This is a genomic window from Methylobacter svalbardensis, assembly GCF_037671525.1.
GTDB classification, from domain to species: domain Bacteria; phylum Pseudomonadota; class Gammaproteobacteria; order Methylococcales; family Methylomonadaceae; genus Methylobacter_A; species Methylobacter_A svalbardensis.
Window position 1 is genome coordinate 31,632 of sequence record NZ_JAWPOH010000012.1, and the last position, 25,539, is coordinate 57,170.

Here is a 25,539-nt window from a genome sequence, read left to right on the forward strand (position 1 = left end):
TTGATCCAGACAACCGTTCAATAATCTTCACCGGCCGCCCCTCTTAATGCGTAATACTGATAGCCATTGTAAATCAGTATTACCGGCAGCAATCCCCCCTCCGCATACAGCATGAACTCCAACGTTTTGGCGGAGGACGCGGCGGACTGCAGGGTCATCACGCCAGGGATAATGAACGGATAATGACTGCTCATCAAACCCGCCAACACTAGAAACAAGCAGACCAAACTCCATAAGAACGGAATTGAGTACCGTTGTTGCTTCAGGCTCCATAGCATCATCGTAAACGCTATGCCAAGACCGGTTGCCAGCATGACATAAAAAAACGGGGCTGCAGCCCAGCGCTCTACAACATAAGGCGTCATCAAAGGACTGGCTATAATTAACGTAAACAACAGCAGGATAAGTAACATTGCCGACCTCCAGATCCAGACAGCCGCAGAATCACGCAACTGCCCATTTGTTTTACAAAGCAGGTAGGAGGCGCCCAGCAGGGTATAACCCGCTATCAGTAATGCCACGGTTATCAGCGAAAAAGATGTCAATCTGGCGAAAACTGCAATCACACCGCTTTCGCTTAAAGGCAAGCCACTCAGCAGACCGCCCAAAACCAAACCCTGAGCCAGGACCGTTAAGAGACTGCCGATGCCAAAAGCAATAACCCAGACGGCGGGGTGTTTGGCATATGAGCGAAATTCAAAAGCCACGCCGCGAAAAATCAGGCCGAACAGCATCATCAAGACAGGGACATAAAGCGCTTGCAAGAGTGCCGCATAAGCCAGAGGAAAGGCGCCAAACAGAGCGCCGCCGAGCAACACCAACCAGGTTTCGTTGGCATCCCACACGCCGCCAAGACTGTGCATCATCTGCGTTTTTTGATGTTCATCGCGTGCCATCAGGGAAAGCATGCCTACACCCAGATCGAAGCCATCCAATGCCACATACATGAACAGCATCAATATCAAAATAACGCCCCAGATATTAATTAACAATTCGGATGCCTGAGGCGCCATGATCAGCTCTTATACCTAAACAACATCAATATCAAAACGGTACCCCAGATATTAATCAACAATTCGGTTATTTGGTATTCCATGATCACTCCTTAGCTCGTCGGCTTGAGTAAACTTCGTTGGAGGGTACAAATACGGCAATCTGCGGATTCATGTCAGGGCCAGTGACAATAATGCGCCGGACGCATAGCAAGAACACCGTCAACAACAGCGTATATATAGCTACAAACAACACCAGACTGGTCGCCACTGCGCCAGCCGGCAAATGGGATGCGGCATGCTCGGTGCGCAATAAGCCGTAAACTGCCCAGGGTTGACGTCCCACTTCACGTACCAGCCAGCCACATTCAGTCGCCACATAACCCAACGGTATGGCTGCCACCCAGCTCTTTAACAGCCAAACCGGCAGTACCCATTCATCCGCTGCCTTGCGTCTTTTCCACCACAACCAGCCGGTGAGCAGGGATAGTCCCGCCATGACAAGGCCAGCGGCGACCATCACCCTGAAACTGTAAAAAATCAATGGTATTGCAGGTGGCTGGTCGGCGGCGGCGAATTCTTTCAACCCCAACACCTTTCCATGCAGAGTGCGAGTGGCTATCAGACTAAGACCCTTGGGTATACTAATGATCCAGTTGTTGGTTTGAGTCGCCTTATCAGGCCAGCCCAAAACATGCCAATCTGCACCTTCAGCCGTTTTATTAGTCTCCCAATGCGCTTCGATTGCCGCCGCTTTGACCGGTTGGATTTCAAACAACCGCAAGCCGCCAAGGTCCCCACTTAAAATCTGCATTGGCGCAATCAGTAACAACCCCACCAAAGCCATGCCGAAGGACTTGCGAAATAGTGCGGTATGGCCGGTGCGCAGCAGATACCAGGCTGAAATCCCGGCCACGACGAACAGACTGGTTTCCACGCAAGCCATCCACATATGGACAAAGCCCAAAAAGTAATCGGAATTAAGAATAGCTTTAGCATAACTGTCCATGACGTAACGCCCGGCCTCTATATGGCCTCCGCTAGGCGCCTGCATCCAGCCGTTGGCGATCATGATCCAAAAAGCCGACAGGGATGAGCCGAATGCAACCATGGATGTGGCGAATAAATGCATGCCCGGCGTAACCTTGTTCCAGCCGAGCATCATCACCCCCAAAAAACCCGCTTCAAGCATCAAAGCCGTAGCGCCTTCATAACCGAGGATATTGCCGAAAAACTCCCCCGTGATTCTGGAAAACGCCGCCCAGTTGGTGCCAAATTCGAACTCGAGAGGAATGCCGCTTACCACGCCTATGCCAATATTGAGCAACAGCAACTTCGCCCAAAATTGAGCATGAATAAGGTAGTCCTTATCAGCGGTTTTAAGCCACATGACTTCGACCGCCACCAGAAAAATTGACAAGCCTACGGTAAGCAATGGCCAAAGGATGTGGAACATAGCCGTTACAGCGAACTGGAGCCGCGACAACATCAATGAATCGTTCAGTAAGTCCATAGTTCTACGAAAAAAACAAGCAGAGTGATTAATAAACCACGAAGAACACGACGACTGCATTACCCGACTACACCTCATCCATGACGTTATGCAAAGCATGCATTCACCGTATCCCGGTAGACATCCCTTTGAAAGAAAAAGTGCGATCCCACTTGTGTAGATACTCATGTTGTAAAATAGAGCATTCAATTTTTTCAATCAATAAGTGCCATTACCTAGTAGGTAAACCCACTACCTGGCCAATGTCTTGAATAATATAAGTCTTTTATTTTTATTGGCTTAACCATTATATTTTTAGTCATGAGCTTAACCGAATGGTTAAGGCTTCCTGCCTGTCCCTTAAAATGGAAGGCTAAAAATCGATTGAAAAATTCGGCAAAGCCGATAGACTCGATCACTCATTCATTCAATACGCATCAAAAACCTATGAAAAAAATTCCTATCGGTATCAGCGGTTGTTTATTGGGCCAGAATGTCCGTTATGATGGCGGCCACAAGCGGGATTCTTATATCACCGGCACCCTGGGCGAATATTTTGATTTCCAACCTTTCTGTCCGGAAGTGGAAATCGGCCTGGGTACGCCGCGCCCAACCATTCACCTGGTAAAGATAGATAATGCAGTACGCTGTGTGGGTATTAAAGATCCTGAAATCGATGTAACAGATCGGCTGCGTAATCATGCTGAATATCAAAAAGAGCTGCACACCGGCTTATGCGGTTATATTTTAAAAAAGGATTCGCCCAGTTGCGGCATGGAATGGGTCAAGATTTATGTGGGCGTTCAAGCGCATAAAGACGGCGCAGGCATTTATGCCCGGGAAATGATGCGTCTGAACCCGCTGTTGCCGGTAGAGGAAGAAGGTCGGCTTGGCGATGCCGGACTGCGCGAGAATTTTATCCAGCGCGTTTATGTACTCCATCGCTGGAAAACCATGCTGGAAGAAGGGCTTACGCTAAGCGCCCTGACGCATTTTCATGCGCGTCATAAATTGATCATCATGAGCCATGAAGATTATCGCGACCTGGGACAACTATTAGCCGGACTCACCAAAACCAACCTTGCAGATGTTGCAGAGCAGTATATTTTGCAGCTGATGACGACCCTTAAAAAGATCGCTACCCGCAAAAACCATATCAATGTCTTGCAGCATATTCAAGGCTATTTAAAAAAGACCTTAAGCGCCGACGATAAAGCCGAACTTTGCGAAGTGGTTGAAAATTACCGCAATGGCTACGTCCCGCTGATAGTGCCTTTGACGCTGCTTAAACACCATTTCCGTAAAAGCCCCGATCCGTATATAGAAGAGTCCTATTACCTATCGCCTTATCCGCAAGAGCTGCAACTCATCAATCAATTGTAACCATGGCAAAAATTTTAATCGTCGGCTGCGGCGCGATAGGTTCGGAACTTGGTCGGGTGTTATCGGCTCAGGGTCATCAGGTAACCGGGCTAAAACGCAAGCCGCCTTTATCCGCGTCCGGCCCTATCAACTATGTCGCTGCCGATATAAGCTCAGTTGCAGATATGAGCGACTTGGACACCGAATTTACTCAGGCGTTTTTTATCCTTTCGCCTGACGGGCGCAATGAACAAAGCTATCGCGCTGTTTATCAAACCGGCTTGAACAACCTGCTGGCCAAGCTGCCAAAAACGCAGTGGCTGATGGTCTCGTCCACCAGCGTCTACGGACAGACGTTAGGCGAATGGGTGGATGAAGATTCAGTCGCAGAGCCGGCCAATATCACCAGCCGGTTGCTCAGACAGGCTGAACAAACATTGATCGATTCGAACCCGGCTAATATCGTAGTGCGTTTTTCCGGAATTTACGGGCCGGGACGGGAATACCTGTTAAGGCAGGCGCTACAGACACCGGCCATCCAGCAAAACCCAACTTATTTTACCAACCGGATACATCAGCAGGATTGCGTGGGCGTTTTATCTTTTTTACTGGAACAGCGTTTGGCAGAAAAGACTTTAGCTCAATGTTATCTGGCCAGCGATGATGATCCCGCTCCGACCTGGGACGTAATGACCTGGCTGGCAGATCGACTGCATTGCCCTCCACCGACTGCTAAAGCAGGTGTAGGGATGAATAAGCGCTGTAGCAATGCCCTGTTAAAAGCGTTGGGTTATGAATTCCACTACCCAAGCTATAAAGACGGTTATTTGGAGTTAATTACGCATTACCATGAGCAGCGTCACTGCCGCCATAAATAGTTATGTCTGAATACTGTGGGCGCGAATTTATTCACGCCCACAATAAAGAAAATACTAATTATACTTCGGATAATCGGTATAACCCCTTTCATCTCCGCCATAAAAAGTCGCCTGATCGGGCGTATTCAACGACAGGTTTTTGGCAAACCGCACCGGCAAATCCGGGTTAGCGATAAATAACTTACCATACGCCACCATGTCGGCATGGTTCTGTTCAATGGCGCTGTTGCCGCGTTCCCGGTCATAACCGTTATTAGCCATGTAGAAACCGGCAAAACAGTTTCTTAATGCCGCATAATCCACCTGCCGCTTGCCGGTCAGCATGTCGCCTTCCAGCACATGCAGATAGGCCAACGGATAATCGGACAACTTTTTGGCGACCGCGTTAAAGGTTTGCTGCGGCTGACTGTCTTTAATATCGTTAAAACTGTTTTCTGGCGACACCCGAACCCCGACACGATGTGCGCCCCAGACAGCGATAACGGCTTCAACCACTTCAAGCAACAGGCGCATCCGCTTGGCAATGTCCCCGCCGTAAGCGTCTTCCCGCCTATTGGTGCCGCCCCGTAAAAACTGGTCCAGCAGATAACCGTTGGCGGCGTGAATCTCCACGCCATCGAAACCGGCCGCTTTGGCATTTTCTGCAGCACTTGCATACTCGGCAACAATGCCCGGCAGCTCATCGAGAGTCAGCGCATGCGGCGTTTCAAAATCCTGCAAACCCTGATGGGTCATAGCCTGACCGGCGGCTTTCAACGCGGACGGCGCAACCGGTAAACATTGGCCCGGTTGTAGCGATGAATGGGAGATTCTGCCGGTATGCCAGAGCTGGATAAAAATCCGACCGCCTTCCTCATGAACGGCATCAGTGACGCGCCTCCAGCCTGCAACCTGTGCTTTTGAATGAATGCCCGGCGTTCCCGGATAGCCGATGCCGCTAGCCGATATTTGACTGCCTTCGCTAATAATCAAACCGGCTCCGGCGCGTTGCCGGTAATATTCCACATTCATAGCCTGAGGCACATTGCCCTCGCCCGCCCGGTTCCGTGTCAACGGCGCCATGATGATCCGGTTGGCTAAGGCCAAATCCCCCAACAATATCGGCTTAAACAAAGTGTTTTTATCGGTAGTTACAGATGTCATGATGCGTTCACTGATTAGAATATATACAAGGTGAAAGGATTGGGGATTAAGTCAATACAGGGTAACGGAAGTGCAAGCTTCGCTTGCAGCAGGCGAAGCCTGCACTCCATTAGACCACACTTAACGATACCATTGCCTCAAGTTAAGCGCTCCGCGAACCCCATCAAACCTGCCCGGCGGGTTTATGGGTAGCCGCCTTAATCGTTTTTTTATCAACTTTATCCTTCACTTCATCACCCGGTTCCGAAGGCTTGCCCACTTGCAAGTCATCGTCTTCCGCAGGCGGCCTAGGGTTTTTGCCGGCCATTAAATCCCCAATTTGCAAGCGATCTATGGTTTCCCATTTCATCAGCGCATCGGCCATTTTGTGCAGGATATCGATATTCTCTTGCAGAATGGTTTCAGCACGTTGATAGTTATGGTCTATCACCGAACGTATTTCTTCATCAATCAGCTGAGCAACGTTACTGGATACGGAACTGCCTTGAGTACCCGGATGCCCCAAAAATGCTTGGCCGCCTTCCTCGCCATAAACCAGTGGCCCGAGTTTTTCGGAAAAACCCCAGCGCGTCACCATGTTGCGGGCCAATTCTGTAGCTCGCTCAATATCATTCGATGCGCCGGTGGTTACCCGGTCGCCGCCATAAATCATCAACTCCGCAATCCTGCCGCCGAACAAGCTGGCTATCTGGCTTTCCAGTTTGCGTTTGCTGGCGCTGTATTGATCCCGCTCAGGCAGAAACATGGTGATCCCCAGGGCTCGGCCTCTGGGCATGATGCTGACTTTATAAACGGCGTCATGGTCAGGGGATTTTTGCCCGACGATACAATGCCCCGCTTCATGGTAGGCGGTTAACAATTTGTCCTCTTCGGTCATCACCATGGTATGCCGCTCTGCGCCCATCAGGATTTTATCCTTGGCTTTTTCAAGATCGCTCATGCTGACTTCCTGCTTGTTGGAACGTGCGGCAAGCAGCGCGGCTTCATTGACAATATTGGCCAAATCGGCACCTGAAAAACCGGGCGTACCTCGGGCAAGATATTTCAATTCGACATCGGCCGCCGCCGGCACTTTTTTGATATGCACGTTGAGAATTTGCTCGCGGCCGCGCACATCGGGCAAGCCGACATTCACCTGACGATCGAAACGTCCCGGTCTGAGCAGGGCTTTATCGAGCACGTCGGCGCGGTTGGTTGCGGCGATCACGATAACGCCTTCATTACCGTTGAAACCGTCCATTTCCACCAGCAATTGATTCAAAGTTTGCTCCCGTTCGTCATTGCCGCCACCCATGCCGGGACCGCCGCGCTGGCGACCGACCGCATCGATCTCGTCGATAAAGATAATGCAAGGGGCATGTTCTTTAGCTTGGGCAAACATGTCCCTGACTCTGGACGCGCCGACGCCGACAAACATTTCGACAAAATCCGAACCCGAAATGGTAAAAAACTTGACCCCCGCTTCACCGGCAATGGCTTTGGCAATCAGGGTCTTACCGGTTCCCGGCGGGCCGACCATCAAAATGCCGCGCGGTATTTTTCCGCCCAGTTTTTGAAATTTCTGCGGATCGGCCAGAAAATCAACCAGCTCGGCCACGTCTTCTTTGGCCTCCTCACAACCGGCAACATCGCTAAAGGTAACGGTCATTTTGTCTTCTTCAAGCATCTTGGCCTTGCTCTTGCCAAAGCCACCGCCGCCCATGCCGCCTTGCGTTCTGCGCATGTAAATGACCAGCACCACTATCATTAACAGCATCGGAAACCAGGAGATGAAAATCTTCATCAGCAAGGTCTCCTGCTCCGGCGGCACTGTCCTTATCTGCACACCGGCAGTCAGAAGATCGTCGATTAAGTGCCCATCGCCGGGATTAAAGGTCTGGTAGTTTTGACCGTCTGAAGTCCGAACGCCAATCTGCTGGCCGCTGACCTCCACGCGCTCAACCTGCCCACTTTTTACCTTGCTGATAAAATCCGAATAAGCCAGAGTATCCATTATAGGGGGCGTGGCATGCAGGCGATCATAGATTAAAAAGGCTCCGGCAATAACAACGCCGAAAATCAGAATATTAAACAAATGTTTTTTCATGTGTGTCTCTCCTGGCCGCGACTGCCATGGATGGTGGAAGTGTCGCAATCGGTAGGGAACCGATGCGACCCATAACGAGCATTAATCATAAAAAACTCATTAATTGCTCACCATAATTGAGTTTTATTTTTTTGAGCGCCCTCACTTGAATCTGCCTAACCCGCTCTCGGGTCAAGTGAAGTTCTGCGCCAATTTCCTGTAAAGTCATTTCATTATCGGTATTGATACCGAAATGACAGCAAATAATCGTTAACTCCCGCGGATCAAGGATTTTAATCGCCTTGCTAATCCAGGCCTTAAGGTCGGATTGCTCTATTTTTTTAAACGGCTGATCAAAAATTTGCTGCTCTAAAAAAGCTATCGGTGCCAATGAATCTTCATCTTCCTCTAAATTTTCCAGCGACACTGCCGTTTGCGAGATGGCTAAAATAGCATTTATTTGATCAACGGGCATTTCCGAGTCTTCACTTAATTCTTTGACCGAAGGCTCCCTGCCCATTTTTGAAAGCAAATCGGTTTTAGCGCGCAACACTTTATGTATGTTAGCCACCTGCTCACAAGGCACACGCACAACTCTTTCGCCGCGAGACAGGGCACGGGACATAGCCTGTCTGATCCAATAAGCCGCATAGGTTGAAAACTGGAATCCCAAGCGGTAATCGAATTTGTCGATAGCCCGTAATAAGCCGGTTTGACCTTCCTGAACCAGATCGTCAAAGTCTAAAAACCCGCATCGGTACCGGTTGGCTATGAACAACACCAAGCCGGAATTTGCCTCGGCTAATGCCTGCCTTGAACTTAACCAAAGATGTTCTGCAAAAATCATATCCGTCACATAGTGTTGCATATCGGCACCGGACAAAAACAGAAATTGCTCATCAAATTGACTAGCCCGCATGGCATCGATTATATCAGGCAGTTTTAACTTGTCGCGCCGCCTTGATCCTTGCAGTCGTTTGAAAACCAAATCGGGACAATTTTTGGCTGATTGAGCGCAATCATCTCGGGTCTTGAAGGCATAAATAATAAGCTCCGTCAGCACCAGCAGGTCTTCAATCGAAAAAGGAAATACCTCTAATGCCTCGGTTAATTGCTGTTTTTCATCGGCATCAGCCTTATGATTAAAACCTCGGCCTGAAAACAACAGGCTCGCCAGCAAGTAATGGCTCTTGATTTTTGCTAACGTAACCGTCAGCACTTCGACAGCCTGCTCAGGCTTGGATGCGTCTGCTTCGTATCGATGAAGCAACCATAACGCAGTGGCAGGAAATTGTGACAGGATATTAATCAGGCTGGACTTACCGGCTTCTAAATTGATCGCCATTTGTAAATTGCAATGCTCAGCGCTTTCTTTCGCTTCATTAACCAGCGCTTTTTCTGGTATTAACAAACATTTATTTGAATACATCATAGCCCCCAAACCTTGCACACACTGTTTTTAAAAGCTTATTTGACGAAAGTCCACTGTGGAAAATAGTGCGGTTAAAGGAATTTATTAATTTCACATGATAATACCCCTTTCATTGAATAAAAATCCTTTCAGCAGTAGGGTATATTCAGGGCAACTCCATAAGTATCAGCTTAAAGATCACGGAGATTCACTCTATCGAATTAATGTGAATATTTTCTCCGTGTCTTTCATGCCCTTTGTGGTGAATGATTTTTCCTGATTTAGTCAATACTAAATCGGGCTTTCCGGCGCAGGAACGATAAAATACCGAGCCATTGAAACCTGAATACGCCAAAGCTACTTTCATAGCTTTTTCATATCGTTTTCATAAAATATTTACAATCGTATATTGGAAATCAAGCGTTTGTACAATACTGATATTCTATGGATCAATAGGTTTTTCCTATATAAATACAAGTCTCTTGTATCGTGCTTACACTCCAGAGGTTGTGAAAGAATTTATATTTCAGTGCAGATTAGGAGATAACCACGAAGTTTTCAATGAATTGTACATTTTTCCGTGTCCTCTCTGTGGTAACGATAAAATCCGCTTATTATCATAAGCGTTCGACAATGGGTCAAGCGTTTGAGACTGTGAAAGAATGAATGAGTACGGCATAAAAAGTACTATTAACCATGAAGTTCATGAAGCACATAAAGAAAAGACTAAGTCAATCAATGCATTAAATGAGGGTGTAAAAGTTTCCGTGTAACCGCCGTTAAATCTTCATGCTCTTCATGCCCTTCATGGTTATTTCTTCTATATCGAATATTTTCACAGTCTCGTTTGCAACTACCGGCATTAAACCGGCTTTATCAGCTGCATTACCGGTTGCATTTCGACCCTGGAGGCCTTTCCAGCGATCAACGGCAGCAACTAAGGCAGACAAACGCGTGGATGGTGGATTCCATAAACCGGGCCGCCAAATATTATCATCGTCCCAACACTCCGGCGTCGCGTTTGGCAATACTAAAAACACTGCCGGAAAAACAGCGGAGCGGCATACCGAGGGCACAAATTTTTTCAGTATATGGAATTAACTGAATTATTTTCTTCGTGTTTTCCGTGCTCTCTGTGGTAAATTTTTCTTAACTTGATTTGGCTATTACTTTCGCAATCTCCGGAGCGCGAGCACGATAAACTACGCATCCGGCCGGACTAAATACCTCTTGAATTTACCATGACCTCTATTCCTTTATTGATTACCGCCCCACATCCTTGCAGCTATTTGGACGACGAACAAGCGCAATCCGCGTTTGTTGATCCGTTATTCAGGCTTGATACCGCCGTTTATTCGCTGCTGATTGCTCACGGTTTCAGGCGTAGCGGCAACGACGTTTATCGCCCCCAATGTGCGCAATGCTCGCAATGCGTTCCGGTGCGTGTGCCCGTGGCGCAATTCAAACCCAACCGCAGCCAAAAGCGTTGCTTGCAAAAAAACCGGCAAACCACCGCCATCATCAAACCCGCCGTTTTCGAACAAGCCCATTACGATCTTTATCTGCGCTACCAAAATCAACGTCATGCCGAAGGCAACATGGCAAACACCAGTCCCGACGAGTACATTAAATTTTTAGGCAGCTCATGGTGTAACACCCAATTTATAGAGTTTTTTTGTGCCGATGAACTTGCTGCCGTTGCGATTGTAGACCGCCTCGATGACGCCCTCTCTGCCGTTTATACCTTCTTTGACCCCAAATTTTCCAGCTACAGCCTCGGCGTTTATGCAGTGCTGTGGCAAATACAACATGCACAGAATCAGGGCCTGGAGTGGTTGTATCTGGGTTTTTGGATTGCCGACTGCCGGAAAATGAACTACAAAGACCAATACCGGCCTCTGCAAGGCTTTATCGGTCAACAGTGGACCTGGATAAGCCCTTGACAACCCTGAACCGGATAAATATTGGCAAATAGGCGGTTTTGTGTCACGCTTAAATTCACTGGAAATTAATACCATTAAAATATTCACGATGAACTGATAAAGCCGAATATGCCATGATCAAAATCAATAAAGGTCTGAACCTTCCGATTAAAGGCAAACCTGAGCAACTCATTAAAGGCTCTAAAGTACCTCAAACTGTTGCGGTACTCGGTGGCGATTATTTTGGCCTTTGGCCGGCAATGGCGGTAAAGGTCGGGGATACGGTTCAACAAGGTCAATTGCTGTTTACCGATAAGAATAAGCCGGCGGTAAGATTCACGTCTCCCGGAACCGGCTATATTAAAGCCATCAATCGCGGCGCCAGGCGCATCTTGCAGTCTGTGGTGATTGAGCTCAACGGAGACGGGCAAGCCACTTTCAACCGCTATACGGCAACTGAGCTGGCCGCACTGAAGCGCGAACAGGTTATCGGGCAGTTATTGGAATCGGGTCTATGGACCGCATTGCGCGCCCGCCCCTACAGCAAGGTTGCGGATCCTGCCATTATTCCGCATTCCATTTTCATTACCGCAATAGACACCAATCCATTGGCGCCTGCCATGAATAAGATCCTGCAAGACCAAGAGCAGGATTTTGCCAACGGCGTACAACTGATATCCCGGTTGACCGAAGGTGCGCTTTTCCTTTGCAAGTCGCCCGAAACAGTCTTGCCGGCCATAGCTATTGACAACCTGTCTATCCATGATTTTTCCGGCCTTCACCCTGCCGGTAATGTCGGCACCCATATCCACTTTCTCGACCCGGTTCGGCGCGGTAAAACGGTCTGGCACATCGGCGCTCAGGATGTTATTGCGGTCGGCAAACTGTTTAGCTCAGGTCGGCTCCATGTGGATCGGATCATTGCATTGGCTGGACCATCGGTAAAACAGCCGAGGCTGTATAAATCCAGAATCGGCGCAGCATTGGATGATTTGACCGCAGATCAGCTGCTGCCGGGGGAACATCGCGTCATATCCGGTTCGGTGCTGTCCGGATTCCATGCCCAAGGCGAAACGGCTTTCTTGGGCCGTTATCACCAGCAGGTCTCGGTTCTGCCTGAAGACCGCCAGCGCGAACTACTCGGTTGGCTAAATCCGGGGCTTAATCGTTTTTCGATCAAGCGCGTTGTCCTATCCCGGTTTTTTCCAAATCGGGCCTGCGATTTCACCACATCCACACAGGGCGAAACGCGCGCCATTATTCCCAGCGGCAATTTTGAACGGGTCATGCCTTTAGACATCATGCCGTTGTTTCTGCTTCGGGCGTTAGCGGTCGAAGATATTGAAGAGGCAGAAAAGCTTGGCTGTCTGGAACTGGATGAGGAGGATTTGGCTCTATGCGCTTTTGTCTGTCCGTCCAAACTGGAATTCGGCCCCATGCTGCGCAGCAACCTGGAGCTGCTTGAGGAGGAAGATCATGACTGAACAACAGCCTTTATCGGCTAGGCTGAAAGCCTTGTTTTCGCCCGGCGGGCGCTGGGCAAGCCTGCGGCCTCTGTATGACGCCGCCGATAATTTTTTATTGACCCCGGGCACCGTCACCCGAGGCGCGCCTCATGTCCGGGATGCGCTGGATTTTAAAAGATTGATGATTACCGTGGTCATTGCATTGCTGCCGACGGTGATCATGGCGCTCTACAATACCGGGTTGCAAGCCAATCTGGCTTTGCAGGATGTGGGGGCAATCGATGTAAAAGGCTGGCGCGGAACTATCTTGACCCTACTCGATGTAGGCATCGCACCGGACAATATCGTGGCCGATACCGTGCACGGTGCTTTGTATTTTTTTCCGATCTATCTGGTTACGCTGCTGGCGGGCGGTTTCTGGGAAGTTTTGTTTGCCTGTGTCAGAAGACAGCCGATTAATGAAGGGTTTCTGGTTACCAGCCTGCTTTTTGCGTTGATTATGCCCCCTGACATGCCCTGGTGGCAGGTCGCACTGGGCATTTCCTTTGGCATCGTGCTCGCTAAAGAAGTCTTTGGCGGCGTCGGGATGAATATCCTGAATCCGGCTCTGGCAGGTCGCTGTTTTTTGTATTTTTCCTATCCCCAGCAAATGACCGGCGATAATGTTTGGGTCGCAGTGGACGGCTATAGCCGGGCGACGCCGTTGGCGGAGCTTGCCGATCCTGAGCGCATACTTTCCGTCACCTGGCAGGAGGCTTTTTGGGGATGGATGCCTGGCTCGATGGGCGAAACCTCGGTATTTGCCTGTTTAATCGGTGCGGCCATACTCCTTATCAGCCAAGTCGGTTCATGGCGGATCATGTTAAGCGTGGTGCTGGGCATGACCGCTATGGCTACGTTATTCAATCAAATCGGCAGCAACAGCAACCCGATGTTTGCGGTAACGCCGCTGTGGCATCTGCTGCTCGGCGGGTTTGCGTTCGGCGCCGTGTATATGGCTACCGATCCGGTCAGTTCCGCCCATTCGCAGACCGGCCAGTGGCTGTTCGGACTGCTGGTCGGCGCACTGACGGTGCTGGTCAGGGTAATCAATCCGGGTTTTCCCGAAGGCATTATGCTGGCCATTTTGTTTGCCAATATATTTGCGCCGACGATAGACCGAATCGTGATCAGCGCACATATCCGAAGACGGCAGCGGAGATTTGGCTGATGCGCAATGACAGCCTCAAACAGTCTATTAAGGTGGTCTTAAGCCTCTGTCTGGTTTGCTCGTTTTTGGTTTCCGGTGCGGTGGTGTTGCTGAATGCTCGGCAACAAGAAAATCAGCGGCTGAATAAAATCAACAATATTTTAATTGCAGCAGACCTCTATCAGCCTGACGGCAACAGTGACGAGATTTATAAGCAGCGCATCGAACCGGTACTGATCGACCTGGCTAGCGGTGATCCCGTTGCTGAACAGCGCATTAGCCCCGATTTTACGCTGGATGATTTTGACATTCAGCGTTTCGCCAACGACCCCGAGTTGGGCGAAAATGTACCTGCCAATCTGGATAGCGCCAAGATAAACCGCCGCTCCAAATATATGCCGGTGTATTTGGTCAAAACAGCCGGGCAGGCGGAAAAACTGATCCTGCCGGTGTTTGGCAAAGGCTTGTGGTCGACGCTCTACGGCTTTGTCGCGCTGGACAGGGATTTACAAACGATTACCGGCCTAAGCTTTTATCAACATGGCGAAACCCCCGGACTGGGCGGGGAAATCGATAACCCGCGCTGGAAACAGCAATGGCCGGGCAAGCAGGCTTTTGACCGCGAGGGCCGCGTGATCATTAAAGTCCTCAGAGGCGAAGTAGATGCGGAGTCAGCCGATGCCGACCATCAGGTCGATGGCCTTGCCGGGGCCACCTTGACCAGCCGCGGCGTTGATCGCCTGTTGAATTACTGGCTCGGCGAACAGGGTTACGGCCCCCTGCTGGCAAGACTCAGGCAGGAATGGCACCTACCTCGGGGGCATAGCGATGTTTGAGCATTATCTGAGCCTGTTTATCCGCTCGGTTTTTATAGAAAACCTGGCGTTGTCCTTTTTTTTGGGAATGTGTACTTTTCTGGCGATATCCCGGCGAATGAGCGCCGCTGTCGGCTTGGGTATTGCCGTCATTGTGGTGCAATCGATTACCGTGCCGATTAACAATCTGATCTACCATTACCTGCTTAAATACAATGCCTTGTCCTGGGTCGGTCTGCCCGGCGTGGATATGACCTTTCTCGGCTTGCTCACCTATATCGGCGTCATCGCGGCAACTGTCCAGATTTTAGAAATGTTTCTGGATAGATATGTGTCCTGGCTGTATAACGCGCTGGGTATTTTTTTACCGTTAATTACCGTCAATTGCGCCATTTTAGGCGGCAGTCTGTTTATGGTCGAGCGCAATTACCGGTTTTGGGAAAGCGTGGTTTTCGGGGCCGGTTCCGGTACCGGCTGGGCGTTGGCGATTATCGGCCTGGCAGGAATACGGGAAAGAATGAAATACAGCCATGTACCTGATGGCTTGAAAGGACTGGGGATAACTTTTATTACTGCCGGGCTGATGGCGATGGCGTTTATGATTTTTTCCGGAATTGAGCTGTAGATCGATGAAAGTCAAGGGAGAAGACTAATGAGCGAGGTAAACGTAATCATCCTGGGTATGGCTTTGTTTACCCTGATCGTGCTGTTATTGACGTTCATCATTCAGGCGGCCCGATCCAGGCTGATCGTCGGCGGCAAAGTAAAATTGTTCATCAACGACGATACCGACAAAGCTTTAGAGGTCGCCACAGGCGGTAAATTACTGAATACCTTAGCCGAACAGCACATTTACCTGCCTTCCGCGTGCGGCGGTGGAGCAACTTGCGGCCAATGCAAGGTGATCGTCAAAAGCGGCGGGGGAGAGATACTGGATACCGAACGGGCCAATCTGTCCCGCAAGCAAATACGAGAACACTATCGCTTATCCTGCCAACTGGCGGTCAAGCAAGACATGGCGCTGGAGCTGCCGGATGAATTATTGACCGTCAACAAATGGCAATGCCGGGTGCGCTCGAATCATAATGTCGCAACCTTTATCAAGGAACTGGTGCTGGAGTTGCCCCCGGGTGAACTGCTCAAATTTCGTGCCGGCGGTTACATCCTGATCGAGGTTCCCCCGCATACCCTGAAATACAGCGACTTCGATATAGAAGAGCCATTCCGGGCGGATTGGGACCGGTTTAATCTCTGGCAATACCACTCCACCGTTAATATACCGGTTTCGCGCGCCTACTCGATGGCCAACTACCCCGAAGAGACGGGTATTGTCATGCTGAATGTCCGTATTGCATCCCCGCCGCCCAAACAAATCGATGTTCCCCCCGGCAAGGTATCATCCTATCTTTTCAGTTTAAAGCCGGGTGATAAAGTCACCATTTCCGGCCCTTACGGCGAATTTTTCGCCAAAGAGACCGATCGTGAAATGATCTTCGTCGGTGGCGGCTCAGGAATGGCACCGATGCGCTCCCACATTTTAGACCAGTTAAAACGCCTGCATGCCCAGCGTAAAATCTCTTTCTGGTACGGCGCGAGGAGTTTGAGCGAAGTTTTTTACAACGACGATTTCAACCGGCTAGCTCAGGAACATGAAAATTTTGTATGGACGATCGGACTCTCAGATCCTCAGCCGGAAGATAATTGGCAGGGGGCGACCGGTTTTATTCACCAAATCCTGTACGAAAATCACCTGAAAGATCACCCGGCTCCCGAAGACTGCGAGTATTACCTGTGCGGGCCGCCGATGATGATAACCGCCGTGGAAAAAATGCTTGATGATCTTGGCGTCAATGCAAAAAATATCATGTTCGATAAATTTGGCAGTTAAGCGTTTTAGTGATTATCGCCTATCGACTTCGTGCATGGCTCGTTCCCACGCTCCGCGTGGGAATGCATACGAAAGCATGGCGACATACAGAATCAGAACCCGTCCCGCTTAGCATTTTTAAGTTGTATAAATAGCTATACCCTGAACGGCGGGCTTTACGCTACACCAGGTAAAAATGTGCAAATTTGGAATGTTTTTTATGGAATCATTTGGGGATTATTTCTGCGTCCAGCGCGGCAACCACATTTGCGCCAGTGAGGTCGCAAACATCACTGTTGATGCCAAGCTATAGCCAATACCGCCAATCATGGTAAGCCAGGCAAATCCCGGCCAGAACTTGGTCAGCCACCACGATGCAATATCCAGAACCAGAAAAGCAAAAGGTGTTGCTATCAGGATCAATTTCCAGAGCTGATTAAACTCGGCCATGCCGAAAATCCAGCCGACAAACAGGAAAATGAAGCCGATACCGAACAAATGGATATGGGAAACACGTGTCAATGTGGCAATGCTGCTGCCATGATCGATTTCGGCCAAATTTTTTGCTACGTCAAGTTTAGCCACTTCCAGCAAACCCGATTCCTCATCGTGACAAGAAGCACAGTGTTTTTCTAATAAAGGCCCCACCTTGTCCCACTCTGCAACAGGGGCATCGTCACGCACCCACTTGATCAGCGTAAAATTAACATCTGCCGGCGCTTTGTCTTTCATTTTACCGGTAAGGGCAGCCTCCATCTTGGAACCTGAGCGATTGCCATAATAACTGTAGACAATATCATTCATCGATAAGCCCGGCTTACCATCGGCCATGCCATGCGTGAGCATGATCTGGGCGCCCGCCATCAGCAAACCCAAACCCATCACCAATAAAAAGCCGGTGAATAAAACCCTGTAGGTCAAAGAAAGCTTGCCTAAGGTTAAATCATCCCTTGGTTCAATCATTATCAATACTCCTAAAAACTATACAAATAAGACAGGGCGACTACATTAACCGTGTAATCCTGCTCCTGCAGTCCGGTTGGCATAACGCGGTTTGGTGTAAAACCAAACTGCTGTCCGTTATAAAAATAGTCATTGCTATTTAATTTTTGGTAGATGTAGGCCAAAGCAACCTTGCCATTTTTATGGACTTTATAATTACCGGTGAGTTTAAAGCTGAGCAGCTCGTTCCTAATGGCTGGCAAAGTGCCACAACTCAGCGTATTGGCATTTCCACAAGTGGCAAGATAAGGCACCTGCGTTGAGTAGCGGGTCTCGTCTAGGGCATACGAAAAATCACCGATGATTTCCAGTTTGCCGCCCATCAGCCCTCCATGTCGGGTAAGAAGGCCAACGGCATTGCCGGTGTCTGTAAGCTGATTAGTCCAGATTTGTGTAGGTGCAGTCAGTGGACTGCCATCGAAGCCACTGCGTAAGTCTCTCTCCCGATTTTGCCAGCTCCAATAGGCAGAAACACTGCTATTTTCAGCGTAGCTATAAGTAGCGTCGACATTAACGCCCGCTGAGTGCCCCTTCTGCACACCTAGCGTCGCATTGTAATCGTCAAAGGTATAACGGCCATTCACACCCAAATCCAGTTTTCGGGTAACCTGCCAATTGACGCCGGTTTTCATCACATGCTGCTTGCGCGAGTCATAAGGGTAAGCCACGAAGCCTACTTTATTTTGGCTATTTAGGTTCTCCTCATAGTCGCCGGTATTTGCTTGGTAGATGTCATTAAAATCCGCATTGCGGGTAGCAAAGCTGTAGCCGGCATTAAAATTAACGTCTTCTATCGCTTTTAGCCGGTAGCTCAAACCGATTTTATCCTCGTCACTGGAAGGACTCGCCAGGCATTCAGCCCCACCGACTACACCGTTACACCAGCGCCTGAGGTGGTCACGATCATAAGCCAAGCGTAATGTTTGCCCCTTAGTTATACGGTAATCGGCTGCCGCCTGGTATTGCGTCTTTCTATTGCTATAGGGCGTATTGATTCCCGTATAAAGAATATTAGCGGTGTTCTTGTAATTGTAGATGTCTGAATTCGTGCGATTATCACGCTCATTATATTTAACCCCGGCGCTCAGGGTAAGATCCTTGATGCTCTGATTAGTTAACTTTAAGTCCCCATGTGTAGTCTCCACCTGCCCATTCAGCGACGAGGCAGGCAGTCCACCCTGTATCATTTCAAAAGGCACTCCACTGGCTTGCATTATGCTGGTCGCAGCGTAACTACTATCTTGCTTGTTGTAGCCGTAAGAAAATCCACCGGCCAGCTTTGTGGTTGGTGAAAAGGCATAACCACCACTCAGGTTCGCCTGGTGAAGACTGTTGGTCGGCGCCGTACTCATGGTGTTGTTAACGTAGCAATCTGGACCCGAGCAAGCGCTTACATTACTGGCGAGCGCATTCTGCCAGCTCAGGCTGTTGTAATCATTATGAAACAGCGAGCCATAGTAGCCGCCGGTCAGATGCGCCTTGTCTCCGGTCCAGTTCAGCGCGGCATTGATGTTATCGGTCGTGTAACTGGTCGGGTTCATGATGATGTTAACGGCCTCGGCGCGCCCAGTAGATCCACCAAGGAGATTTATCCCGCCCTGTGATGCGGTACCAATCAGCTTGGCACCTGTCTGCTCAAGGTGATTGTAATCAACCTGTGCATTAAACTGTGGATTGAAGGTATATGAGGCGCTGATGGGTGCGTTTCTGCGCGTGGTGTACTCTTTTTCGGTATGGAAAGCACCTAACTGGTTCGGAGTCAGCTCTCTGGCACTAGGAAAAGCATTGTTTCCGTTAATTGTGCCAAAATCTTCAGGTAAGTTAAATTCATTCCCGCCGGTTTTGCCTTGTAACGGTGTTTGAAAAGTATCCGTGATGTTATGGCGCAATTCGTCGTAACCTGCACTAAATTTCCATTTACCCTGATCACTGATTGAGCCACTGAGTGTGCGGGAGGTAGTACCGAGGTCTGCTCCGTTTAGCTTCCAGCGCAGAGCACTATCTTTGCTATCGTAGCCCTTGCCGCCACGCACATCGAAGCCGCCAAGGCCATAGAAGCCCTCATCATCCAGACCGTTGTATTCACCGAATTTGGCCGAATTTTGGCTGGAATACAATGCGCCAAACTCTACCGTGTTGCTAGGATGTTTTAAGGCAATCGCCTCATCTTCATCATCTGCATGCGCACCCAGCGGCAAGGCAAAAACGACCATCAATGCGCAGCGCACCGCTAAAACCAAGGCGCTGACTTTCAATTCTTCATTGCGAGTTTTCATGATTGTCTCCGAATTTCGGTTTAGCGTTGTAACAGGGCGCCGGCAGGATGATTCGAACCATGAACCAAACTGTGACAATTCAAGCAAGCCCGTCCTGTGAAATTTTCGCTTGGCACAGCAGTCAGTCCGCCTTGTGTGCCTGCAGCACTACCGGCAGCCGGATTCGTGCTGCGATGCGGACCATCATGGCACTCCGAGCACAGGAATGGCGCACGCGAATTGAGTAGCGGCGTAATGTTGGAGCCGTGCGGGGTATGGCAATTGGTGCAATCCTCGGTCACCGGCTGATGTTCCCACAAGAATGGCCCGCGTTTTTCGGCATGACAGGTGTAGCAGGTTTCGGTGACCGTGTTTTTAGCAAGCATTTTTGGCCCGGCTGAACCATGCGGGTTATGGCAATCGGAACAAGCGACCTTGCCTTCCGTAATCGGATGGTGAGAAAATTTGCGCGTTTGCGCCCTTTGCTCTTTGTGGCAGGTAAAACAGACATCGGGTTGAGTCTTCTTGTCACGCACCTTGTCATGTGCCGTGTGGCTTACGTGGCATGAACTGCACGCTACGTCAGCAACCTGGTGAGCGCCGCCCTGCCAGTGCGTGCGTGTTGGATCTTTTTCGTGACAGGTCAGACAGGCTGTATTTTGCTCGTTTACCTCGCTCGGCGAGTAGGCACCGGACGTAGCGCCAAAGACAACATCGGGAGCCGCACTCTTGCCACTCAGGTGTTTTTCACTCTCGCCATGGCAAGATTGACAGGATGGCGTACGCGAATCGGCTTTATTGCCGTGCGCGGTTTGATAAATAGAAAGAATAGGCTTTATTTCGTTTTCATCGTGACACCGGGTACATTCCGAGTCTCTGTCTAACGCATCAGCGGCAGTCTTATCAGCGACCTTGCCGACTGGTGCAGGTGTCGCCGCTGGTGTCGGTATGTTTTCGGCGTGTGCAGACATCATTATTAGTCCGCATAGCAGGATAATTTTAATTATTATTTTCATTAGACAGTAGTTCCAACAGGTTTAAAGATCGACAGTCAGCGCTCAGCCAAGGCGATTCAAATAAAATACAACTTACTGCTTACTCCTGCGAGGCTTTGCTAGCTCGCAGATTAGTGCAATTTTTATATTTCAGACAGCCAACTAAAGTTGGCTGAATTCAGCACAAACAGGATTTTCGGGGAAAGGCGCGTTGCAGACCAGAAGTCTGCCACCCGGCAGATATCAGCTATTAAAAGGACAAAATCCAAGCCGCTAAGTTATTAATTTCTTTGGAATCGTCCGATTTCAAGATCATGTGAGCTTCTTCGTGTCCATCGGGAAACTTGACATTAACTCCCGAGATCAGGTGCTGCAATATCTTTTCTTCCGCTTTAGGATCATCCTTAAACTTGGCGGCAATCTTGGCGAATGCAGGACCGTCTTTATCTTTGTTAGTGCCGTGACATTTAAAACAATTGTTTTGCTTAGCAAAGGCTTTCGCAGCATCGACATCGAGTGTTTCTGCATGAACAGATAAAGACAATGTGGTCAGGGCGATAGCGAAAAAGGTATGCAGATTTAACGAATATAAACGTTTCATGAATGTGCCTCAAGAGTAAAGAATAATTAACATTACATTATAAATGTAGTCAACTAATGTACTATTGTCAAAGAAAACACCCATAGCCACCTCTTATTTTAATTCGGCAGCTATAGCAATAATAATCAAACCAATGATTCAAGCTTTTTGTTGATGACTTTTCAAGATGCAAGCAAGCAGTCCGCGCACAGCTTATCCCGAAAATCGCTAGCCTTCAGTTACGCCAACATTTGATGAATCGCCCGCTTAAATCTGAATTTTTATCACGCATTCAAGACGCAATGGAAAGATAGGAGTTAAAATGCAAACACTCAACGAACGGCTATTTACTCAATTCCAAAAAGAATAAATCAGCCTTTTTAGTCGCTTAATTTTTAAAGCAACAACAACTCAATGTTAGCAAAGGACACGCATCAATGGCTAAGTTAAAAAACGAATCCCGGCTGCTGAAAAAAGCGATGGAAGTTGGTGAAAATTATGCGAAAAATCGTGGCTACGCAAATTTTGCCTCGACGGATTCATCAAAAGACAAGACTGAATGTCTTTATCGCCTGCTGGTCAATGACCAACTTATTCAGCCGCTGGCGATTGACCAGGAAAACGGAGTGAACATGAAACATAAACTAGCGTTATGGATAGCGCGACAATTGCCGAAAGATCACCCTCTTTTGCAGTAAACCCTAATTCAAGGTAAATCCAATGAACAACAAAACCAAACTGCGCTGGGGCATTTTAGGTGCGGCGCGCATCAACGAGCGTCTGATGCCTGCTATCGTCGAAGCGTCCAATGCCGAGCTGGTTGCGATAGCCAGTCGTCGCCCCGGTGCCGCCGCACAAACGCTGGCGCAATACGCACCGCAACAGCAGCAGGTGCGCACTTACGACGACCTGCAAACGTTACTCGATGATCCTGAAGTCGATGCCATATACCTACCGATGGCCAACCACGAACATGCCGAATGGACGTTGCGCGCCATCGAACACGGCAAACATGTATTGTGCGAAAAGCCTATGGCGTTAACCGTAACCGACATAGCAGCCATTAAAGCCGCCGCACAGCGGCATAAAGTCACCGTCATGGAAGGCTTTATGTACCGATTCCATCCGCAACATCAGCGCGTGCAGGAATTGATTCAGTCGGGACTCATCGGCGAAGTCAGGTCGGTGCGCTCCAGTTTTTCTTTCATGATGAAACCTGCCAGGCTCTATCGTCTGACAGAAAGCGTCGAAAACGGCGGCGGCGCGATGTGGGACATCGGTTGTTATGCGATCCATTCAGCGCGGATGTTTTTTAACCAGCCAGCTGTCGCGGTAACGGCCATAGCCAAATATGTCGAAAGCGGCGCGGACATTGCGACCAGCGGCATCATCGATTTCGGCGACGGGAAATACGCGCATTTCGATTTCAGCTTTGAACGCGCAAGACGCTGTGAATATGAAATTATCGGCACCAAAGGCGGTATTAAATGTCACAACGTCTGGTCTATGCCCGGCGATGTACCGGTAATTTCATGGTGGACTGAAGATGGTCAACTCGGTGAAGAGCCGCTGCCTGCGGCAAATCATTTCCGGCTGGAAATCGAACATTTCAGCGCTTGCGTATTAAATGGCACTGCTCCGAAGCTGTCGCTGGAAGATGCCCAAGCCAATTGCCAAATCATCGTTGCCGCCTTGCAATCTTCGGCTAGTGGCCAACGGGTCAGACTGGGTTAAACCACGAACATGCGATCAGGCGGGGTAATGCGGTTTTCCGCAACGGCGGATGAATCCAACAGCTTATGCTGTCGAGAGTTCCGACGGTACCTATGTAAATGTTGATTCCAATTGGACGCTATTACCCGCCATAAGCGAAACAGCGAAATCATTCAGGTAATTAATTGTTGTACGAAACGAGGAGACTGCAATTCAAGCATAACTTTAGCGCCACCATCAAGCAATTCAATTTGTTAAGCGGCCATTAAGGTTCAGGCGAATAATATGAGCTCAAAGCTTATGACTGGGCATCATGCCTGTACCGACTCATATACAACCAGATTAAATTAATCATTTAAGGAAGATAACCATGAAAAAATCACTTTTTTTTACTCTATTGGCTATGTTTACCATTATATATTCATCTGCATCCTACGCGTCAGGAGGCGAAGGTCGCGGTCATGGCAGAAAACACCACAAGCATCATCATTCCGAACAGGCCAGATATTATCAGCAACAGCCTCGATATTCACAGCCTCAAGATCCGCGCTCTCACCAGGGTTTAGCCGGCGGTGTTGTCGGTAGCGTTTTAGGCTACGAAATAGGTAATGGCGACCCAATTGCTACGGGACTGGGCGCTGCCGCAGGTTCTTATCTCGGCAATGGCGTTGCCGGAAGACGCTAACCCTGTTTAATTGACCGGCAAACTTGATTTTATTAACTCAACACCGAATCCAATAACTCAAAGAGAAAATATCATGAAAAAATTATTTTTTTTAATTCAATTAACTGCCGCTGTCATCCTGTTTTCACCATTATCTTATGCTGATGGTCACGGCGGGGGACACCGTGGTCACGGCTGGGGACATCATGGAGGACATCATGGTCATCATGGTCGCCACCACGATGACTATTATGAGCAACCACAAGTCAATTACTATTATCAGCAACCTGAAGTTCGCTATTATCAGCAACCGCCGGTTCGTTATTACCAACAACCGCAGTATTCAAACGATCCACGCTCCCACCAAGGTTTAGCCGGTGGAGTTATAGGCAGCGTTTTCGGCTATGAACTGGGGGGTGGCGACCCTATTGCTACCGGACTGGGTGCCGCCGCCGGTTCTTTCATTGGCAACGGAGTTGGCCAGGACTACCCAAGAAGATGGTAGTCCAATCGGCCCAATGAAATATTGGGCCGACTAATCCTCTACAATCAACAAATGTATGGGGTACGCTAACAGCTTAAGCTTTGTAGGAGCGGGCCATGCCCGCGAAAACTATGGGTTAAGATTTCACACATCGTTACCAAAATATCGCGGGCATGGCCCGCTCCTACCGCGTCTTTGCTCTGGATTCGGCATGAACGGCTTAAGAAAATCATTCAAAGCCAGCTTTGAACTCCGAATCATCATTTTGACGCTGATTTGATCAGCCTATAGTCCAAAAAGAACATAGAGAGTGATGGTCGCGATGCCGATTACGACCAGTTTAATTTTATTGAACAAAGACTGCTCCCACCAACAATAAAGCAGACTTGCTTTCTTGTGCGCATAGCTTGCCAACAGGTTTTCTTTACTATGCCGGTAAAAAGGCGGCAATACCCGCCACAGAAGGTAAAGTCCACAGACAACAAAAGACACTAAAATATAAAACACAATAAGCTGAGTCTGCTGAAGATCGGTATGAAAAAGATGTTCAACGAACTCATCAAGAGCCGTCTCGACAACCTCAAATGCAATATGGGAAAACTCAAGCAGGAAATGGGACAGTTCGAATAATGAACCGAATACCGTATCGGGGGCAATGAAAACTGTAAGAACGACGGCTAGTAGAAATCCATTAACCCATCGATGTTGCCGCTGTTTTTTGTTTGCATGGTTAATTAGTAATTCCCGATCTTCATCCTTCATATTGACAAAATGAACACCGACAAAATGCGGATATCGGCTGCCATTTGATGGCATTGCTTCACAAAAAACAACCTGACCGTAAGTTACGATGACAGCCATGCTGGATACCAGCACTATTTTGATGATCAGGTAGTCACCTTCTTCAAGCGCGTCCTCGCAAATAAAAGCCATGCCGTTGGCACCGATATTGACGTTGTGGGTTTTATTTTCCTTGATTTTAGAGTCCGGAATCATAACATCCGGCGATATTTTTTCTAAGTCTGACGACAGCAATTCAGAATCGTGGGATATCCTGTCAATATCGGCAGATAATGACAGGTTATTTAAAATAGTATCGAAAATAGAGTACGGTTCGGTCACCAGCTTTTCATCTATTTTTTTATAAAAAAGATGAACCTCATCATAAATACGAAAAAAATCTCTGCGATTTTTATTTTTCGTCATGTTGACTTTATCCACAAGCTGTAACCTTTAAACCTTAT

Annotated in this window: 23 protein-coding genes; 12 read left to right on the plus strand and 11 right to left on the minus strand. The window is 48.8% G+C overall.

Annotation, left to right across the window (positions count from 1 at the left end; all coding sequences use genetic code 11):
* Positions 1–17 precede the first annotated feature (17 nt).
* Positions 18–1,013 (minus strand): cytochrome d ubiquinol oxidase subunit II, encoded by a 996-nt coding sequence (gene cydB, locus RW114_RS06980; RefSeq protein ID WP_340122019.1) that lies wholly within the window; start codon positions 1,011–1,013, stop codon positions 18–20.
* An 85-nt stretch (positions 1,014–1,098) separates the two neighbouring features.
* The gene (locus RW114_RS06985) at positions 1,099–2,505 is read right to left on the minus strand and encodes a cytochrome ubiquinol oxidase subunit I (protein ID WP_340122020.1); all 1,407 of its coding nucleotides are present in this window, start codon (positions 2,503–2,505) and stop codon (positions 1,099–1,101) included.
* A 426-nt stretch (positions 2,506–2,931) separates the two neighbouring features.
* Between RW114_RS06985 and RW114_RS06990 the strand changes: the two genes are divergently transcribed.
* Positions 2,932–3,867: a YbgA family protein gene (locus RW114_RS06990; RefSeq protein WP_340122021.1), complete on the plus strand. Its 936-nt coding sequence runs from the start codon at positions 2,932–2,934 to the stop codon at positions 3,865–3,867.
* Positions 3,868–3,869: 2 nt separating this feature from the next.
* Positions 3,870–4,724, plus strand: coding sequence for an NAD-dependent epimerase/dehydratase family protein (locus RW114_RS06995; protein WP_340122022.1), 855 nt, complete (start codon positions 3,870–3,872; stop codon positions 4,722–4,724).
* Between the two features lie 54 nt (positions 4,725–4,778).
* Here RW114_RS06995 and RW114_RS07000 read toward each other — a convergent pair whose 3' ends face one another.
* From RW114_RS07000 to RW114_RS07015, 4 genes are all read right to left on the minus strand, one after another.
* Positions 4,779–5,867: an alkene reductase gene (locus tag RW114_RS07000; RefSeq protein WP_340122023.1), complete on the minus strand. Its 1,089-nt coding sequence runs from the start codon at positions 5,865–5,867 to the stop codon at positions 4,779–4,781.
* A 163-nt stretch (positions 5,868–6,030) separates the two neighbouring features.
* A complete protein-coding gene (ftsH, locus tag RW114_RS07005; protein ID WP_340122024.1) occupies positions 6,031–7,953 on the minus strand; it encodes an ATP-dependent zinc metalloprotease FtsH in 1,923 nt (640 codons plus the stop codon).
* Positions 7,954–8,038: 85 nt separating this feature from the next.
* A complete protein-coding gene (locus tag RW114_RS07010; RefSeq protein WP_340122025.1) occupies positions 8,039–9,343 on the minus strand; it encodes a sigma-70 family RNA polymerase sigma factor in 1,305 nt (434 codons plus the stop codon).
* A 779-nt stretch (positions 9,344–10,122) separates the two neighbouring features.
* Entirely contained in the window at positions 10,123–10,419 is a 297-nt protein-coding gene (locus tag RW114_RS07015; protein ID WP_340122026.1) for a hypothetical protein, read from the minus strand.
* Between the two features lie 165 nt (positions 10,420–10,584).
* Between RW114_RS07015 and RW114_RS07020 the strand changes: the two genes are divergently transcribed.
* From RW114_RS07020 to nqrF, 6 genes are all read left to right on the plus strand, one after another.
* Positions 10,585–11,286 carry an arginyltransferase gene (locus RW114_RS07020; protein WP_340122027.1) on the plus strand — a complete coding sequence of 234 codons (702 nt, stop codon included), beginning with the start codon at positions 10,585–10,587 and terminating at the stop codon, positions 11,284–11,286.
* Positions 11,287–11,399: 113 nt separating this feature from the next.
* Complete coding sequence (locus tag RW114_RS07025; protein ID WP_340122028.1) at positions 11,400–12,749, plus strand: Na(+)-translocating NADH-quinone reductase subunit A; 1,350 nt, start codon at positions 11,400–11,402, stop codon at positions 12,747–12,749.
* Positions 12,742–13,941: an NADH:ubiquinone reductase (Na(+)-transporting) subunit B gene (locus tag RW114_RS07030; protein ID WP_340122029.1), complete on the plus strand. Its 1,200-nt coding sequence runs from the start codon at positions 12,742–12,744 to the stop codon at positions 13,939–13,941. The genes RW114_RS07025 and RW114_RS07030 overlap by 8 nt, the downstream gene beginning before the upstream one ends.
* On the plus strand, positions 13,941–14,756 hold the full coding sequence (locus RW114_RS07035; protein WP_340122030.1) for a Na(+)-translocating NADH-quinone reductase subunit C: 816 nt from the start codon (positions 13,941–13,943) through the stop codon (positions 14,754–14,756). Before RW114_RS07030 ends, RW114_RS07035 begins: the two co-directional genes overlap by 1 nt.
* A complete protein-coding gene (gene nqrE, locus RW114_RS07040) occupies positions 14,749–15,360 on the plus strand; it encodes an NADH:ubiquinone reductase (Na(+)-transporting) subunit E (protein WP_340122031.1) in 612 nt (203 codons plus the stop codon). Before RW114_RS07035 ends, nqrE begins: the two co-directional genes overlap by 8 nt.
* Positions 15,361–15,387: 27 nt before the next feature.
* Entirely contained in the window at positions 15,388–16,623 is a 1,236-nt protein-coding gene (nqrF, locus tag RW114_RS07045; protein WP_340122032.1) for an NADH:ubiquinone reductase (Na(+)-transporting) subunit F, read from the plus strand.
* Between the two features lie 216 nt (positions 16,624–16,839).
* Here nqrF and RW114_RS07050 read toward each other — a convergent pair whose 3' ends face one another.
* From RW114_RS07050 to RW114_RS07065, 4 genes are all read right to left on the minus strand, one after another.
* The gene (locus tag RW114_RS07050) at positions 16,840–17,565 is read right to left on the minus strand and encodes an elongation factor-1 alpha (protein WP_340122033.1); all 726 of its coding nucleotides are present in this window, start codon (positions 17,563–17,565) and stop codon (positions 16,840–16,842) included.
* Between the two features lie 11 nt (positions 17,566–17,576).
* On the minus strand, positions 17,577–19,880 hold the full coding sequence (locus RW114_RS07055) for an MtrB/PioB family decaheme-associated outer membrane protein (RefSeq protein ID WP_340122034.1): 2,304 nt from the start codon (positions 19,878–19,880) through the stop codon (positions 17,577–17,579).
* Between the two features lie 20 nt (positions 19,881–19,900).
* Complete coding sequence (locus tag RW114_RS07060; protein ID WP_340122035.1) at positions 19,901–20,833, minus strand: DmsE family decaheme c-type cytochrome; 933 nt, start codon at positions 20,831–20,833, stop codon at positions 19,901–19,903.
* 271 nt (positions 20,834–21,104) lie between these two features.
* The gene (locus RW114_RS07065) at positions 21,105–21,455 is read right to left on the minus strand and encodes a c-type cytochrome (protein WP_340122036.1); all 351 of its coding nucleotides are present in this window, start codon (positions 21,453–21,455) and stop codon (positions 21,105–21,107) included.
* 416 nt (positions 21,456–21,871) lie between these two features.
* Between RW114_RS07065 and RW114_RS07070 the strand changes: the two genes are divergently transcribed.
* From RW114_RS07070 to RW114_RS07085, 4 genes are all read left to right on the plus strand, one after another.
* Positions 21,872–22,132, plus strand: a complete 261-nt coding sequence (locus RW114_RS07070; protein WP_340122037.1) for a DUF5062 family protein — start codon at positions 21,872–21,874, stop codon at positions 22,130–22,132.
* Positions 22,133–22,154: 22 nt separating this feature from the next.
* Positions 22,155–23,168 carry a Gfo/Idh/MocA family protein gene (locus tag RW114_RS07075; RefSeq protein WP_340122038.1) on the plus strand — a complete coding sequence of 338 codons (1,014 nt, stop codon included), beginning with the start codon at positions 22,155–22,157 and terminating at the stop codon, positions 23,166–23,168.
* A 349-nt stretch (positions 23,169–23,517) separates the two neighbouring features.
* Positions 23,518–23,832, plus strand: coding sequence for a glycine zipper 2TM domain-containing protein (locus RW114_RS07080; protein ID WP_340122039.1), 315 nt, complete (start codon positions 23,518–23,520; stop codon positions 23,830–23,832).
* 73 nt (positions 23,833–23,905) lie between these two features.
* Positions 23,906–24,316 (plus strand): hypothetical protein, encoded by a 411-nt coding sequence (locus RW114_RS07085; RefSeq protein ID WP_340122040.1) that lies wholly within the window; start codon positions 23,906–23,908, stop codon positions 24,314–24,316.
* Between the two features lie 264 nt (positions 24,317–24,580).
* Here RW114_RS07085 and RW114_RS07090 read toward each other — a convergent pair whose 3' ends face one another.
* Entirely contained in the window at positions 24,581–25,501 is a 921-nt protein-coding gene (locus RW114_RS07090; protein ID WP_340122041.1) for a PilZ domain-containing protein, read from the minus strand.
* Positions 25,502–25,539: the final 38 nt, after the last annotated feature.

Coding starts and splice junctions, on each gene's coding strand:
- cydB (WP_340122019.1), bottom strand. CDS start 1,013: ATGGCGCCTCAGGCATCCGAATTGTTAATTAATATCTGGGGCGTTATT.
- RW114_RS06985 (WP_340122020.1), bottom strand. CDS start 2,505: ATGGACTTACTGAACGATTCATTGATGTTGTCGCGGCTCCAGTTCGCT.
- RW114_RS06990 (WP_340122021.1), top strand. CDS start 2,932: ATGAAAAAAATTCCTATCGGTATCAGCGGTTGTTTATTGGGCCAGAAT.
- RW114_RS06995 (WP_340122022.1), top strand. CDS start 3,870: ATGGCAAAAATTTTAATCGTCGGCTGCGGCGCGATAGGTTCGGAACTT.
- RW114_RS07000 (WP_340122023.1), bottom strand. CDS start 5,867: ATGACATCTGTAACTACCGATAAAAACACTTTGTTTAAGCCGATATTG.
- ftsH (WP_340122024.1), bottom strand. CDS start 7,953: ATGAAAAAACATTTGTTTAATATTCTGATTTTCGGCGTTGTTATTGCC.
- RW114_RS07020 (WP_340122027.1), top strand. CDS start 10,585: ATGACCTCTATTCCTTTATTGATTACCGCCCCACATCCTTGCAGCTAT.
- RW114_RS07025 (WP_340122028.1), top strand. CDS start 11,400: ATGATCAAAATCAATAAAGGTCTGAACCTTCCGATTAAAGGCAAACCT.
- RW114_RS07030 (WP_340122029.1), top strand. CDS start 12,742: ATGACTGAACAACAGCCTTTATCGGCTAGGCTGAAAGCCTTGTTTTCG.
- RW114_RS07035 (WP_340122030.1), top strand. CDS start 13,941: ATGCGCAATGACAGCCTCAAACAGTCTATTAAGGTGGTCTTAAGCCTC.
- nqrE (WP_340122031.1), top strand. CDS start 14,749: ATGTTTGAGCATTATCTGAGCCTGTTTATCCGCTCGGTTTTTATAGAA.
- nqrF (WP_340122032.1), top strand. CDS start 15,388: ATGAGCGAGGTAAACGTAATCATCCTGGGTATGGCTTTGTTTACCCTG.
- RW114_RS07050 (WP_340122033.1), bottom strand. CDS start 17,565: ATGATTGAACCAAGGGATGATTTAACCTTAGGCAAGCTTTCTTTGACC.
- RW114_RS07055 (WP_340122034.1), bottom strand. CDS start 19,880: ATGAAAACTCGCAATGAAGAATTGAAAGTCAGCGCCTTGGTTTTAGCG.
- RW114_RS07060 (WP_340122035.1), bottom strand. CDS start 20,833: ATGATGTCTGCACACGCCGAAAACATACCGACACCAGCGGCGACACCT.
- RW114_RS07065 (WP_340122036.1), bottom strand. CDS start 21,455: ATGAAACGTTTATATTCGTTAAATCTGCATACCTTTTTCGCTATCGCC.
- RW114_RS07070 (WP_340122037.1), top strand. CDS start 21,872: ATGGCTAAGTTAAAAAACGAATCCCGGCTGCTGAAAAAAGCGATGGAA.
- RW114_RS07075 (WP_340122038.1), top strand. CDS start 22,155: ATGAACAACAAAACCAAACTGCGCTGGGGCATTTTAGGTGCGGCGCGC.
- RW114_RS07080 (WP_340122039.1), top strand. CDS start 23,518: ATGAAAAAATCACTTTTTTTTACTCTATTGGCTATGTTTACCATTATA.
- RW114_RS07085 (WP_340122040.1), top strand. CDS start 23,906: ATGAAAAAATTATTTTTTTTAATTCAATTAACTGCCGCTGTCATCCTG.
- RW114_RS07090 (WP_340122041.1), bottom strand. CDS start 25,501: ATGACGAAAAATAAAAATCGCAGAGATTTTTTTCGTATTTATGATGAG.